12 protein-coding genes are annotated in these 14,819 nt (G+C 63.7%); 4 read left to right on the top strand and 8 right to left on the bottom strand.

All coding sequences use genetic code 11. The features are described from left to right. Positions 1-101: 101 nt before the first annotated feature. Entirely contained in the window at positions 102-425 is a 324-nt protein-coding gene (locus ACSBQS_RS04010) for a heavy metal-binding domain-containing protein (RefSeq protein ID WP_004928400.1), read from the top strand. 53 nt (positions 426-478) lie between these two features. Here the strand turns inward: ACSBQS_RS04010 and ACSBQS_RS04015 are convergent, their stop codons facing one another. Beyond that, complete coding sequence (locus tag ACSBQS_RS04015; RefSeq protein WP_047024955.1) at positions 479-2,008, bottom strand: DUF3300 domain-containing protein; 1,530 nt, start codon at positions 2,006-2,008, stop codon at positions 479-481. Positions 2,009-2,195: 187 nt separating this feature from the next. On the opposite strand from ACSBQS_RS04015, the gene ACSBQS_RS04020 reads away from it, so the two are divergent. Further along, entirely contained in the window at positions 2,196-3,032 is an 837-nt protein-coding gene (locus tag ACSBQS_RS04020; protein WP_047024954.1) for an N-acetylmuramoyl-L-alanine amidase, read from the top strand. On the opposite strand, the gene ACSBQS_RS04025 is transcribed toward ACSBQS_RS04020, so the two are convergent. Further along, the gene (locus ACSBQS_RS04025; protein ID WP_004928393.1) at positions 3,033-4,043 is read right to left on the bottom strand and encodes an NAD-dependent epimerase/dehydratase family protein; all 1,011 of its coding nucleotides are present in this window, start codon (positions 4,041-4,043) and stop codon (positions 3,033-3,035) included. A 158-nt stretch (positions 4,044-4,201) separates the two neighbouring features. After that, on the bottom strand, positions 4,202-5,641 hold the full coding sequence (locus ACSBQS_RS04030) for a DUF2867 domain-containing protein (RefSeq protein WP_047024953.1): 1,440 nt from the start codon (positions 5,639-5,641) through the stop codon (positions 4,202-4,204). Between the two features lie 150 nt (positions 5,642-5,791). Between ACSBQS_RS04030 and ACSBQS_RS04035 the strand changes: the two genes are divergently transcribed. Then, positions 5,792-6,139, top strand: coding sequence for a DUF1294 domain-containing protein (locus ACSBQS_RS04035; RefSeq protein WP_033642539.1), 348 nt, complete (start codon positions 5,792-5,794; stop codon positions 6,137-6,139). Between the two features lie 29 nt (positions 6,140-6,168). Here the strand turns inward: ACSBQS_RS04035 and ltaE are convergent, their stop codons facing one another. From ltaE to ACSBQS_RS04060, 5 genes are all read right to left on the bottom strand, one after another. Further along, on the bottom strand, positions 6,169-7,185 hold the full coding sequence (gene ltaE / locus ACSBQS_RS04040; RefSeq protein ID WP_046686761.1) for a low-specificity L-threonine aldolase: 1,017 nt from the start codon (positions 7,183-7,185) through the stop codon (positions 6,169-6,171). Between the two features lie 75 nt (positions 7,186-7,260). Then, positions 7,261-8,982, bottom strand: a complete 1,722-nt coding sequence (poxB, locus tag ACSBQS_RS04045) for a ubiquinone-dependent pyruvate dehydrogenase (protein WP_089191449.1) — start codon at positions 8,980-8,982, stop codon at positions 7,261-7,263. A 198-nt stretch (positions 8,983-9,180) separates the two neighbouring features. Beyond that, positions 9,181-10,182 carry an NADH oxidoreductase gene (gene hcr, locus ACSBQS_RS04050; protein ID WP_342162976.1) on the bottom strand — a complete coding sequence of 334 codons (1,002 nt, stop codon included), beginning with the start codon at positions 10,180-10,182 and terminating at the stop codon, positions 9,181-9,183. A 55-nt stretch (positions 10,183-10,237) separates the two neighbouring features. Then, positions 10,238-11,887: a hydroxylamine reductase gene (gene hcp, locus ACSBQS_RS04055; RefSeq protein ID WP_060659715.1), complete on the bottom strand. Its 1,650-nt coding sequence runs from the start codon at positions 11,885-11,887 to the stop codon at positions 10,238-10,240. A 181-nt stretch (positions 11,888-12,068) separates the two neighbouring features. Next, complete coding sequence (locus ACSBQS_RS04060) at positions 12,069-12,965, bottom strand: lysine exporter LysO family protein (protein WP_033642544.1); 897 nt, start codon at positions 12,963-12,965, stop codon at positions 12,069-12,071. Positions 12,966-13,152: 187 nt separating this feature from the next. On the opposite strand from ACSBQS_RS04060, the gene ACSBQS_RS04065 reads away from it, so the two are divergent. Further along, the gene (locus ACSBQS_RS04065) at positions 13,153-14,811 is read left to right on the top strand and encodes an ATP-dependent endonuclease (RefSeq protein ID WP_033650660.1); all 1,659 of its coding nucleotides are present in this window, start codon (positions 13,153-13,155) and stop codon (positions 14,809-14,811) included. Positions 14,812-14,819 lie beyond the last annotated feature (8 nt).

The following is a 14,819-nucleotide window of genomic DNA, read 5'->3' on the forward strand; positions in this document are numbered from 1 at the left end:
GTTTTTTGGCCTTGCATTCGTACTGCGTGCCATTGATTAAGCGAACATAATGCCAATCTTCTGGTCATAGATACGTTGAATTAATCAAACAAGGAGTTCTGATGCAGCTTTCAACTACCCCGACCCTGGAAGGGTTTACCATCACCGAATACTGCGGCGTCGTCACCGGCGAAGCGATCCTCGGCGCCAACATTTTTCGTGATTTCTTCGCCGGCGTGCGCGATATCGTCGGCGGCCGCTCGGGCGCTTATGAGAAAGAGCTGCGCAAGGCGCGCCTGATCGCATTCGAAGAGCTGGAAGACCAGGCGAAAGAGCTGGGCGCCAACGCGGTGGTCGGCATTGATATCGATTATGAAACCGTTGGCAAAGACGGCAGCATGCTGATGGTGACCGTCAGCGGCACCGCGGTGAAAGTGAGCCGCTAACGCCATGCTTTCTTTTCGCCCCGGCCATTCCGCCGGGGCGACATCCTCTTGATTTATCCCACCTTGTGCTGCTCGACGATTGGGCGGTGTTCCTGCGGCTTCGTGGGCACCGGCTCCTGGCGATGCGGCATCGGCTGAACGGACGTCTGATGGCGCTGCGGCGCCGGCATCGGGCTTATCGCTGCCGGATGCTGCGGCGCTGCCGGTTCGCGGATCACCGGCTGAGCGATGTGCGGGGCCTGCAGAACCTGCGGGCGCGCGACGGCTGGATGCATCGGCGCAGCGGCCGGCATCGGATGCGTCTGCAGCGGCGCTGAATGTACGGCTGTCGGCTGCTGCGGGTGAGGTGCCGTCGGAACGGCATGCGTGAACGTCGGCGTGCTCATCGGCTGCTGTGCATGAGGCGCGATGACCGGCTGTCGCACGTGCGGGACGGCCGCTACCGGCTGGTGTATGGCTACCGGCTGCTGTACGTGAGGCGCCACCGGCTGGGTATGCGCAAAGTTCGGCAGCGTCATCGGCGCGTGGGCCGCAGGCGCGACGTGCGGCTGTTGCGGCGCGCCGATGGGCGTCGGTTGAGTGACGCGGGGCGCCGGCGCGGCGGCGGTATTGTAGTTGTTCACCGTGCTGGTGCTGCTGCGATTCACAGTGTTCACGTTGTTATATTGGTTGATGTTGGTGACGCGATTCACCACGGTGGTGGAGTGTGAGACATAGGGCGCATTGCGGTAGACCACCGGCTGGCGGCGATCGTCCCAGCGCATATCCCAGCTGTGCCAGCCGCTGTCGTGCTGGTTAAGCAAGGTAGCCACCGCGATGCCGACGCCGAAGCTGATCACGCCGGCCGCCAGCATGTCGCCGCCGCTGTAGCCCGAGGGCTGATACTGATAGCTCGGATAGGCCGGGACCGGCGTGCCGTAGGCTTGCCAGGGATCGTAATGCGGGACGTAAACCGTATCCGGCTGGCTGGGTTCGATAACGATGGTCTCGCCCGGCGCCGCCACCACGCGTTGGCGATAGGGCTGCTGTTCGACATAATGCGTCGTCGGCGCCACGACGATGCGCTGCTGCGGGGTGTTTTTCAGCGTGCCTTGGTTGGCCGCCCGTTGACGCATCACCTGAATGGCGTTCATCACGTCGGTGGGATCGTTCAGGTAGGCGCTGCCCAGGGCGGTGGTCCAGGGGATGTTTTTCGCCATTTGATCGAGCACGTCGGGGAATTGCACCAGGCCGCGCACGCTGGGATCCCAGGGCTGAGCGTCGGCCGCTGAGCTGAGCGCCGCCGGTTGCAATCCGCGGTTTTGCGCCAGCCAGGCATCCGCGGCGCTGATTTGGTCAGGATAGCCCGCGCCGGCCAACACCTGCGCCAGCAGCTTGTCGGGGAACAGCGCCACCGGGCTGACCAACTGGTACAGTTGATCGGCGCTCAGTGGCGTATAGGCCGGCGCGCTGGCACTCGTGACGGGCGCGGCCGAGGGCGGGGCGCTCCCGCCCATCGCGTCGGCGACTTTTTGCCGATCGCAGCCGCTGAGCGGCAGCATGGCGGCACAGAGCAACCAGGACAGATAGCGTGGCGTGAACATGTTCGACTCCGCTCTTTCAGCGCAGATGATACTTTGAGACTATCATGGGCGGGAAAGGCCGCCAGCCGGGAGCAACACTCGCTTGCACATCGGCGCTATCTGTCATTATTTCTCGATGAGCGTGATGATTGGATACAGGTCAATCGCGTCGCGTTACATCTTTCACGGACGTCAATCAGGAGGATAAGTGAAAATTTGGCCAGGGATCATCGCCGCCGCGCTGTTGGCGGGATGCCAAAATCCGCAGCAGGACACGCTCGTCGATCGTGGCGCTTACCAGCTCGAAACCTTGCATCAGGCGCAGGGCGCCGATCAGCGCATTCGGTTTCTGGTGATGCACTATACGGCGGAAGACTTTCATTCATCATTGAAAACGCTGACCGATGAACACGTCAGCGCACACTACCTGTTGCCGGCGCACCCGCAGCGCGAACACGGCAAACCGACGGTGTACCGGTTGGTGCCGGAAGCGATGCGCGCCTGGCATGCCGGCGCCAGCGGCTGGCGCGGGCGCAGCAATCTCAACGACACCTCGATCGGCATTGAAATCGTCAACAAGGGTTTCACCCGCAGCATGCTGTTCACCCGCTGGCAGCCCTACACGGCGGAACAGATCGCCGTGTTGATTCCGCTGAGCCGCGACATTATCCAACGCTATGGCATTCAGCCGCAGGACGTGGTGGGGCACAGCGACATCGCGCCGCAGCGCAAACAGGATCCCGGCCCGCTGTTCCCCTGGCGGCAACTGGCGCAGGCCGGCATCGGCGCCTGGCCGGACGAGGCAGACGTGCAGCGGCTGCTGGCGGGGCGAGACAGACAGGCGCCGGTGCCGCTGGCACCGCTGCTCGAAAAGCTGGCGCGTTACGGCTACGCGATCGACCCGTCGTGGGATGCGCGGCAGCAGCGCAATGTGCTGGCGGCGTTTCAGATGCATTTCCGGCCCGACGATGTTCGCGGCGAGCCGGATGCAGAGAGTGAGGCGATTATCGATGCGCTGCTGTTGAAGTACGGCGCGTGGCGTTGATTACAGGCCGTGCAGTTTGCCGTGATCTTTCAGCCAGCGGGCGGTGCGCGCGATGCCTTCTTCCAGCGAGACGATCGGCTGATAGCCCAGCTCTTGCTGCGCGCGGGTGGTATCGAGCGTGAGATCGAAGTTGAGTTTGGCGACGCCGTAATGGGTCAGCACCGGCTCCTTTTCGCTTTTGCTGCCCAGGCGCTCCATGCCGCGCGCCATCATGTCGAGCATCGGATAGGGGACGGAGCGGATGCGGCACTTCATGCCCAAATCGTCGATCAGCTGCTGCACCACGGTGCGAAGCGGGCGCGGCTGCTGGTTGGTGATGTTGTAGGCGCGGCCGGACGGCGTGTCTTCTTTTAGCGTCGCCAGCCACATGGCGTGCACCGCATTCTCCAGATAGGTCATGTCCACCATCGCCGCGCCGCCGCGCGGCAGCAGCAGGTTGCCGTAGCGTTTGATCATCTGCAGCAACCGCGGCAGCATCACCTTGTCGTGCGGCCCGAACAGGCCCTGCGGGCGCAAAATGGTGAAATGGGTCTGCGGATTGGACAGCGCCAATTGCTGGATCACCTGCTCGCCGGCGGCCTTGCTGCGCGCGAACTCGTTGGCGTAACGCTGCGGGCGAAAGTCTTCGGTTACGTTGCGGTGATGGTGGTAGTCGAAATAGATCGCCGGGGAAGAGATGTGAATGAACTGCGCCACGCCATAGGCCGCTGCCCATTCGCCGAGGCGGCGGGTGGCGCGGACGTTGGCCAGTTCGAAGGCTTCTTCGGTGCCCCAGGGTGAGGTAAAGCTGGAGCAGTGCCACAGCACATCGACGTCCGCCAGCATCGCTTTGGCCTGCGAAGAGATCAGGTTGGTGAGATCGGCATGAATGAACTCCGCGCCCATTTTTTCCAGCAGGCCGCCCATCGCCTGGTTACGACCGGTGGCGCGCACTTTGATGCCCTGGCGGCGCAGATATTCAACGGCGTTACGGCCTAACCCACTGGTTGCACCGGTGACCAATACCTTCATAACGGACTCTATTCTCACCCAAAATCGGAATACCGGCGGGCGCTTGCGGCGCTCCCAGCAAATAAGATGCCATTCTTCCGTGATTTCGTGCGCTATGCAATCGGAAAGCCCCGAAGCACAGCGGCAAACTGTGCGGTTGATCGACAAATGAACGGCATTCAGCGCTGTTGGCGGTCCAGGTTCTCGGCCAGCGTCGCGATGCGCTTCGCCATGCCGCGAAAAATGAACAGATGCGCGGGCATCATGGCGAACCAATACAGCAGCCCGCTGAAGCCGGCCGGATGCCACCAGGCGCGCACGTCCAGCGTGCGGCGATCGCCGCGATCGGTAATGGTGAAGCTCAGCCGCCCCAGCCCCGGCGCCTTCATGCCGAACAGCAGCGCCAGCTGCCGCAGCGGCTTCAGCGTGATGACTTTCCAGCCGTCGATCTCGTCGCCCAGCGCCAGGGACGCGCGCGCCGGGCGGCCATAGACCACGCCGTTGCCGATCATGTCGTCCATGCGGGCGCGGATCCGCCACAGGATATTGGCGTAGAAATAGCCTTCCTCGCCCCCCAACTGCTGCACCGTTTGCCACAGCGCCTGGCTGGAGGCGGCGGTGTCGAGCGAACACCCCGCCTGTTTCGGGTAATAGCCGTAGCCGGGGCGCCAGCGGGCCCGCGCCGCCGGATCGTAGCCCCAGTCGGCGGAATCGACCACCTCCAGTTCGCGCTGCAGCGTGGCGGTGACCGCCTGATCGAAGGTGTGCAGACGTTGCGGGATCAGGGCCTGCAACGGTTTGCCGTCGGCGGGCAGATCGTGCTTCAGGCCCTGGATCAGCGCGCGCGCGATCGGCGTCGGCACCGAGGTGATCAGGCTGATGAACCACACTGAAATCAGCCGCGTCGGCAAGGGGATCGGGATCAGCCAGCGCCGCTTGCCGCTGATGGCGATAAAGCGTTTGAACATATCCTGATAGCTGAGGTATTCAGGCCCGGCGACGTCAAAGATGCGGTGTTCTTGCGCCGGGTGCGCCAGCAGATCGGCCAGATAAACCAGCAGGTTCTCCAGCGCTACCGGCGAGGACTTCGAGCGCACCCAGCGCGGCGGCGTCAGCACCGGCAGGTTATAGACCATGTCGCGCATCACTTCGAACGCCGCCGAGCCGGGGCCGACGATGATGCCGGCGCGCAGCTCGGTCACCGGCACGCCGCTCTGGCGCAGGATCTCGCCGGTCAGGCGGCGCGCCGCCAGGTGCGGCGAACTGTCGTCGTTCGGCTGCAGCGCGCCGAGAAAGATCACCTGCTTGACGCCGGCATTGCGCAGCGCATCGCGCAGATTTTCCGCCGCCTGGCGTTCCTTCTCGATAAAGTCGTCGCCGTCGCCCATCGCGTGCACCAGATAGTAAAGCGTATCTATCTCCCACAGCGCCGCGCTCAGGGTTTCCGGGCGGTACAGATCGACATACAGGCAGTTGACCTGCGGCCAGTTCTGCTCCTGCAGCCACTCGATGCGCCGCGCGGCGGCGGTAATCTGGTGCCCCTGTTCGATCAGGTGCGGGATCAGGTTCTGGCCTATATAGCCGCTGGCTCCAAGAACCAGTACGCGTTGGGGTGTCATCGAGCCGCCTTGTGCGGTAGAGGATTGGCAGAACGACAGGATGCCAAATTCAGGGTTTAAATGCACTTTTTGTATGGGTATAAGCCGGTTGCATCCGCCGCGGCGCGAGTTCACACTACGCGCCCCTTATCGCACGAAAAACCGAATGCCATGAAACTCAATGTGATTTGTTACGCCCTGCTGGGCCTGGCGCTGATCGCCAGCCTGTTCTCGCCGCATCCGGTGTGGATGTGGCTGCTGTCGGCCAACCTGCTGACGTTTCTGATCTACGGCGGCGATAAGCTGGCGGCGCGCAAGGGATGGCGACGGGTGCCGGAGACGACGCTGTTGCTGTTCGGCGCGTTGGGCGGCTGGTTGGGCGCGCTGCTGGCGCAGCAGCTGTTTCGCCACAAGACCCAGAAGCAGCCGTTTAAAACCTGGTTCATCCTCAGCGTGGCGCTCAATCTGGCGGCGGTGCTGGGGCTGTGGTACTGGGTTTACGGCCGCTGGATCTTCTGAGTGCGGGGCGCGGTCTGCGCCCCGAGCGATCAGGCGTGCTGCTGAAGAAACTCCCGCCACAGTTCGACCACCCGCTGCAGATCCTGACGGCTGACGTCGAGGTGGGTCAGAATGCGCGTCAGCGGGCCGCTGCTGATCAGCACGCCGCGTTCGCGCATCCACGGGCCGAGTTTGGCCGCCAGCGCCGGCGTTTGGCGCAGGTACAGCACGTTGGTCTGCGCGCCGGGTTCGGCAATCTCTACGCCGATCTGCCGCAGCTGTTGCTCCAGCCAGACCGCGTTGTCATGGTCTTCGCGCAGCCGCGCGACGTTATGCTCCAGCGCGTAGAGGCCGGCCGCCGCCAAAATGCCGGCCTGGCGCAGCCCGCCGCCGGTCATCTTGCGCCAGCGCAGCGCGCGTTGGATGAAAGCCTCGCTGCCGCACAGCAGCGAGCCGACCGGCGCACCTAACCCTTTCGACAGGCAAATGGTGAAGGTGTCGCAATACTGCACGATCTCTTTTAGCGGCAGGTTCAGCGCCACTGCGGCGTTGAAGATGCGCGCGCCGTCGATATGCAGCGCCAACTGCCGCTCGCGGGTAAACTGCCACGCCTGCTGCAGGTAGGCCTGCGGCAAGACTCTGCCGCTGATGGTGTTTTCCAGGCTCAACAGCCGGGTGCGGGCGAAGTGGATATCGTCGGGTTTGATGGCGGCGGCGAGCTTGTCCAGCGGCAGCGTGCCGTCGGTGTCGGCCTCGATCGGCTGCGGCTGGATGCTGCCCAGCACCGCTGCGCCGCCGGCTTCGTATTTGTAGTTGTGCGCCTGCTGGCCGACCAGATATTCATCGCCGCGCTGGCAGTGGCTCAGCAGCGCCACCAGGTTGGCCTGGGTGCCGCTGGGCAGAAACAGCGCCGCTTCTTTGCCCGACAGACGCACCGCTTCCGCCTCCAGCGCGTTGACCGTCGGATCATCGCCGTAGACGTCGTCGCCGACTTCTGCCTGAGCCATCGCCTGGCGCATGGCGGCGCTGGGGCGGGTGACGGTGTCGCTGCGTAGATCGATAAGCATAGGGTTCCTGGAATGTAAGGGAGAGGAAAAGGGTACATGGCATCATATACCCTTTATTTTACCGGGGCAGCTTGCTTAACGCAGCCAGTTGGTTTTCGCCAGCTCGACCACTTCGTCGCCGCGGCCGTTGATGATGGCGCGCAGCATGTACAGGCTGAAGCCTTTCGCCTGTTCGAACTTGATCTGCGGCGGCATCGCCAGCTCTTGCTTGGCGGTGACCACGTCCAGCAGCGCCGGGCCGGGGTGCGCCAACATCTCCTGCAGCGCGCTGTCCAGATCGGAGGCTTTTTCCACGCGGATGCCCTTGATGCCGGCGGCGTTGGCGATCGCCGCGAAGTCCGGATTATGCAGATCGGTGCCGTCGGTCAGGTAGCCGCCGGCCTTCATCTCCATCGCCACAAATCCCAGCACGCTGTTGTTGAACACCACGATTTTCACCGGCAGCTTGAGCTGCGCCAGCGACAGGAAATCGCCCATCAGCATGGTGAAGCCGCCGTCGCCGCACATGGCGATCACCTGTTTATCCGGCGCGGTGGCCTGAGCGCCTATCGCCTGCGGCATGGCGTTGGCCATCGAACCGTGGTTGAACGAACCGAGCAGGCGGCGCTTGCCGTTCATTTTCACGTAGCGGGCGGCCCACACCGTTGGCGTGCCGACGTCGCAGGTGAAGATGGCGTCGTCGCTGGCATAGTGGCTGAGCTGCTGCGCCAGATACTGCGGGTGGATCGGTTGGTCGTCGCCGGCGGTCGCCAGCCCGTCGAGATCCTTGCGCGCGTTGCGGTAATGCTCCAGCGCCTTGTCGAGGAACGCCCGATCGCGCTTCGGCTCCAGCTGCGGCAGCAGGGCGGTGAGGGTGGTGTGGATATCGCCCACCAGCGCCATATTGACCGGGCAGTGCGCGCCGATGCTGCCGGGGTTGATGTCGATCTGAATGATGTTGGCGTTGGTGGGGTAGAACGCCCGATAGGGGAACTGGGTGCCGAGCAGCACCAGCGTGTCGGCGTTCATCATCGCGTGATAACCGGAGGAGAAACCGATCAGCCCGGTCATGCCGACGCTGTACGGGTTGTCCCATTCGATATGTTCTTTACCGCGCAGCGCGTGCACCACCGGCGCCTGCAGCAGTTCGGCCAGCTTGACCACTTCATCGTGCGCGCCGGCGCAGCCGCTGCCGCACATCAGGGTGATGTTCTTCGCCTTGTTCAGCGTTTCCGCCAGCTTGTTCAGCTCGCTCATCGGCGGCTGCACCAGCGGCAGCGCCGGGGTATGCCAGGTCACGGCCGCGTCTTCCGGCGCCATGCGCAGCGCCACGTCGCCCGGCAAGACGACCACCGACACGCCGCGATTGAGGATCGCCTTGCGCATGGCGATCTCCAGCACGCGCGGCAGCTGTTCCGGGTTGGAGACCAGTTCGCAATAGTGGCTGCATTCGCGGAACAACTCCTGCGGATGGGTTTCCTGGAAGTAGCCGCTGCCGATTTCGCTGGAAGGGATGTGCGCGGCGATCGCCAGCACCGGCACATGGTTGCGGTGGCAGTCGAACAGGCCGTTGATCAGATGCAGGTTGCCGGGGCCGCAGGAACCGGCGCACACCGCCAACTGGCCGGTGAGCTGGGCTTCGGCGCCGGCGGCGAAGGCGGCCACCTCTTCATGGCGGGTGCCCAGCCATTCGATGGTGCCCATGCGGTGCAGGCTGTCGCTGAGGCCGTTGAGCGAATCGCCGGTCACGCCCCAAATGCGTTTTACGCCGGCTTGATCCAGCGTTTTGGCGATCAGTGTGGCTACGGTTTGCTTCATGGTTCCCCCAAACATGGTTTGAAAAACGATGTGGACTCGATCCGGTGAGTGGCAGCAGAACAACTGCAAGCATAGCTTACCGGCTGTGGACGAGATGCGGTCAGGAAGGGTAAAGAGCGTAGGACGGGGAAAAGTGTAACCGGGCTGGCCACGGGGAACTTGCCGATAAATGCCCCATCGCGGCGATGGGGCCAGGGATCACGCCAGCGTGACGTCGCCCTGCAGCTGGCAACTGCAGGCCAGCACGTAGCCCTGCGCTATCTCTTCCTCGCTCAGCGTCATGGTGCTGGTGGTGGTGTAGTCGCCCTCGAGGAGGCGGGTTTTGCACGAACCGCATACTCCGGCGCGGCAGGCAGCGTTGACCGGCAGGGCATTGGCCTCCATCGCTGCCAGCAGGGTGCTGCCGACCGGCACGCGGAATTCGCGCAGCGGGCGGGCGGCGCGCAGCGTCAGCCCTTCGGTGGCGTCAGCCTGCGCCGTCGGCGTGTGGAACTGCTCCTTATGGAAACGCTCGGCCGGCACGCCGAGCCGGCGACAAAGTTGCTCCACCTGATCCATGTAGGGCGCGGGGCCGCAGGTCATCACCGTGCGTTCGGCGATATCCGGCGCCGCCTGCCGCAGCGTCTGTTCATCGATGCGGCCGCTGAGGTAGCCGGGTTGCAGATCCTGCTCGGCCATCAGCGTCAGGCGCAGCTGCGGATGGGCGGCGCACAGCGCGCGCCACTGATCGGCGAAAATCGTGTCGGCGGGGGTGCGTACGTTAACGATCGCGGCGATATCGCAGGCCGGACGGTTAGCGGTCAGCCAGCGGCACATCGAGACGATCGGCGTCACGCCGCAGCCGGCGGCCAGCATCAGATAACGATCGGCCGGGTGGCGCTCGCAGCTGAATTCGCCCTGCGCGTCGGACAGCCACAGCGTGTTGCCGGGCTTGACCTCTTGCGTCAGCCAGCGCGACCCGATGCCGTCCGGCAGGCAGCGCACGCTGATGCTGAGAAAGCGGCTCTGGCCGGGCGAGGAGGAGAGCGTATAGGCGCGCAACGTCTCCTCGCTGTTGCGAATGCTGACCAGCGCGAACTGGCCAGCCTGGTAAGGGTAGAAAACGTCGCAGATCAGGTTCAGCGTCCAGACGTCGGCGGTTTCACGCTGGATGGAATGCACCTGCATGCGGTTCGGGCAAAGCGGAGTGGGTTGAGTCATCGGGCACCTCAAAAAGCAAAGGGGCCGGCGCAGGCGGCCCCATAACGTAACGGCATCAGGCGAGCAGCGCTGCGATATCCTGCTCGACGGTGGTGATCGGACGCAGGCCGAATTTCTCGTTGAGGATCGCCATCAGGTTGTCGGTCAGGAAGCCCGGTGCGGTCGGGCCGGTGACGATGTTTTTCACCCCCAGCGACAGCAGCGTCAGCAGAATGACGATTGCCTTCTGTTCAAACCACGACAGCACCAGGCTGAGCGGCAGCTCGTTGACGCTGCAGCCGAGCGTATCCGCCAGCTTGACCGCCAGCATGATGGCGGAGTAAGCGTCGTTGCACTGGCCGACGTCCAGCAGGCGCGGCAGCCCTTCCAGCGTGCCGAAATCCAGTTTGTTGAAACGGTATTTGCCGCAGGCCAGCGTCATGATCAGGCAGTCTTGCGGCACGCTGCGGGCGAAGTCGGTGAAATAGCTGCGTTCGTCACGGCTGCCGTCGCAGCCGCCCACCAGGAAGACGTGGCGCAGTTTTTTCTGCGACACCAGGTCGATGACCGTGTCGGCGGCGTTCAGCAGCGTCTGGCGGCCGAAGCCGACGGTGATCAGGTGCTCAATCTCGGTGTAAGGGAAACCGTTCATGCCCTGAGCCTGGCGGATCACGGCACCGAAGTCGTCGCCTTCCAGATGGTTGACGCCCGGCCAGCCGACGATACTGCGGGTCCAGATGCGATCGCCGTAGTTGCCGACGTTAGGATCGATGATGCAGTTGGAGGTCATCACGATCGGGCCGGGGAATTTGGCGAATTCCGTCTGCTGGTTTTGCCAGCCGCTGCCGTAGTTGCCCACCAGGTGCTTGAATTTTTTCAGTTCCGGATAGCCGTGCGCCGGCAGCATTTCACCGTGGGTGTAGACGTTGACGTTTTGCCCTTCGGTTTGCTCGAGCAGCATGCGCAGATCTTTGAGATCGTGGCCGGAAATCAGAATGGCTTTCCCGGCTACAGGGCGCACGTTGACCGCGCTGGGCTGCGGATCGCCGTAGGCCTGGGTCTCACCGCGATCGAGGATCGCCATCACGTTGAAGTTCATCTTGCCGATGCCCATGGCGTTGTTCAGCAGGGTATCGACGTCGCGCGGCCGGGTGCCGAGCCAGGCCATGAAAGCGTGGTAGTCGGCATAGAGCTGTTCGTCGAACTGGCCGAGCACGTGCGCGTGTTCCATATAGGCCGCCGCGCCTTTCAGGCCATACAGACACAGCAGGCGCAAACCGTGTACGTCGTCGCCGACCTCGGCCTTGTCGCTGTCGAGGGCAAACTGCGCCGCCTGCTGCAGCAGCGCAGGCATATCGTCGCCGGCCAGCTGCAGCGCCGCCATCGGGTGATCGACGCGCACGCCGCCATCCAGCAGCCGGCAACGGGCGGCCAGCGAGTCGCGCAGCAGCAGGGTTTCCCGCGCGTAACCGATGATGCGCTGGGAGTCGAAGTTAACGTTGGTCAGGGTGGAGAAGAAGGCGCGCGGGGCGAAGCTGTCGATTTCGTGGTCGACGATGCCCAGCGAACGCGCCTGCAGCGCCCAGGCGGAGAGGCCCTGCAGCGCCGCCACCAGCAGATCCTGCAGATCGGAGGTTTCCGCCGTTTTGCCGCACATGCCCTGAGCATACGCGCAGCCGTTGCCTGCCGGGGTTCGAATGGTTTGTTCACATTGCACACAGAACATAGTCGCTTCCTTTTATTTTTAAAGTTGCATTTATAATGCTTGTTTAAAAGCATAGATCGGCGATCGGGGTTGCAAAAGGCTTTTGTGCGACTACTGCGGGCAAGTTTGATTTAGCGCAATTTTGCCGTGCGGATGGGAATGATTACGCTTTGGGGGCCGGGTGGCCCCCAAGGGGAAAGGATCAGGAGAACAGGGCGATCAGCACCGGCGCCAGCAGGCTCAGCAGGAAGCCGTGCACGATGGCGGGCGGCACCATGTCCAGTCCGCCGCTGCGCTGCAGCACCGGCAGGGTGAAGTCCATCGAGGTGGCGCCGCACAGGCCGAGGGCGGTGGAGCGGCTGCGGCGCACCAGCGTCGGGATCAGCATGATCGCCACCAGCTCGCGCGCCAGATCGTTGAAGAACGCGGCGCTGCCCATCACCGGGCCGTAGGCGTCGGTGATCAGAATGCCGGACAGCGAGTACCAGCCGAAGCCGGAGGCCATCGCCAGCCCGGCCTTGACCGGCAGTCCCAGCAGCTGCGCCGCCAGCGCGCCGCCGGCCAGAGACGCGACGACCACCGCCAGCGCCACCAGCGTGCCGCGGCGGTTGAGCACGATCTGGCGCAGCGTCATGCCGCTGTTGCGCAGCTGAATGCCGACCAGCAACAGCAGGAAGATCAGCGCATATTCGCTGCCTTTATGGGCGAACTGCAGCCATTGCCACTGCGTCAGGCCGAGCAGGAAGCCGCCGAGCACCACGCCGCACAGCTTGAGCGACTCCAGCGCCATATGCACGCGCGAAGGCAGCTTTTCCTGTTTATGGCTGCTGCGCCACGGCATGCGCCGCTCCAGCAGCGCCAGCAACAGCAGATTGGCGCAGAGAATGCAGAAGAAGAACGCCGCGCTGTACTGGAAGATCAGCATCAGATTGCTGCTGAGATTCTCCATAAACGCCAGGCTGATGCCCATGAAAAACAGGATCACATACACCATCCAGCTCAGCAGGCGGTTGATCAGCACCAGCAGCGGGCGATGGCGTAAGGGAATGAGGTAACCGACAATCAGCGGTAACAGAATAATCAACAGTCCTGAGTACATGGTGCAACGAGTGTCCTTGAGTTTTGATGCGCGACGAACGGCGGCGAGGAGCACACGCTAACCAAAAGCCCGGCCGGAGTAAAGCGGCAGATTTGACGCTGGCCGCTTGACCTGCAAGGGGTTTTTTGACCATGCTCTGTGAAAGTCGCCTCATTGAAGAGGCGACGGCGCGCACGGGAGGCGGCGGATGTTCTTGGAGCGTATCGAAATTGTAGGTTTTCGCGGTATTAATCGGCTGTCCCTGATGCTGGACGACAATACGCTGTTGCTCGGCGAAAACGCCTGGGGTAAATCCAGCCTGCTGGATGCGCTGACGCTGCTGCTGGCGCCGGAGCAGAAACTGTATCGATTTGAAGCGCACGACTTCCATTTTCCCCCCGGTGAGGAGGCGGCCAAAGAGCGCCACCTGCAGGTGGTATTCACCTTCTGCGAGAAAGACATCGGCCACGCGCACCTGCCGCGCTACCGCCATCTGACGCCGTTGTGGGTCAAGGGGGAAGACGGCCTGAGCCGCATTCATTACCGCTGCGAGGGCGAGCTGGCCGATGACGGCACGGTGTGCACCTGGCGCGGTTTTCTCGACGCCGACGGCAACGCCTTTCAACTGCACCATATCGAACAGCTGGCCCACGCCATCATCCGCATCCACCCGGTTTTGCGCCTGCGCGACGCGCGCTTTATTCGCCGCCTGCGCCCCAGCAGCCTCGGCGATGAACGCAAACCCGATACGCAGGCGTTGGCGCAGCAGCTGGATCAGCTGACGCGCGAGCTGGTGCGCAATCCGCAGAAGCTGACCAACGGCGAGCTGCGTCAGGGGCTGGCGGCGATGCAGCAGTTGCTCGAGCACTACTTTGCCGAGCAGAGCTCGCAGGTGGCGCGGCCGCGCCGCCGCGGCGGTGAACCGGAGCAGGACGCCTGGCGCGCGCTGGACGGCATCAACCGCATGGTCGCCGAACCGAACAGCCGCAGCATGCGTCTGATCCTGCTGGGCATGTTTTCCACCCTGCTGCAGGCCAAGGGCGACGTCAAGCTGGATCCGCACGCCCGGCCGCTGCTGCTGGTGGAAGACCCGGAAACTCGCCTGCATCCGATCATGCTGTCGGTGGCCTGGGGGCTGCTCAATCAGCTGCCGCTGCAGCGCATCACCACCACCAACTCCAGCGAACTGGTATCGCTGGTGCCGGTGGAGCACGTGTGCCGGCTGGTGCGCGAGTCGGGCCGCGTCGCGACCTACCGTCTCGGGCCGCGCGGGCTGAGCGCCGAAGACGGGCGGCGCATCGCGTTTCACATCCGTTTCAACCGGCCGTCGTCGCTGTTCGCCCGCTGCTGGCTGCTGGTGGAGGGCGAAACCGAAGTGTGGCTGCTGAACGAACTGGCGCGCCAGTGCGGCTATCATTTCGAGGCGGAAGGGGTAAGGGTCATCGAATTCGCTCAGTGCGGCCTGAAGCCGCTGCTGCGCTTCGCCCGCCGCATGGGCATCGAGTGGCATGCGCTGGTGGACGGCGATGAGGCGGGCAAAAAGTACGCCAACACCGTGCGCAGCCTGCTGGACAATCATGAAGACAACGAACGCGATCGGCTGACCGCGCTGCCGGCGCCGGACATGGAACACTTCATGTTCCGCGAAGGGTTCGCCCCGGTCTATCACCGAATGGCGTCGGTGCCGATCAATGCGCAGATGCCGGTGCGCAAGGTGATCCTGAAAGCGGTCCACCACTCTTCGAAGCCGGATTTGGCGATCGAGGTCGCGATGCAGGCCGGCGAATGGGGCACGGACTCGGTGCCGCCGCTGCTGAAGAAAATGTTCTCACGGGTGATCTGGCTGGCGCGCGGCCGGGCGGACTGACGGCCCGC

Origin of the sequence: Serratia sp. H402Y, assembly GCF_051172415.1 — a bacterium.
GTDB classification, from domain to species: domain Bacteria; phylum Pseudomonadota; class Gammaproteobacteria; order Enterobacterales; family Enterobacteriaceae; genus Serratia; species Serratia ureilytica.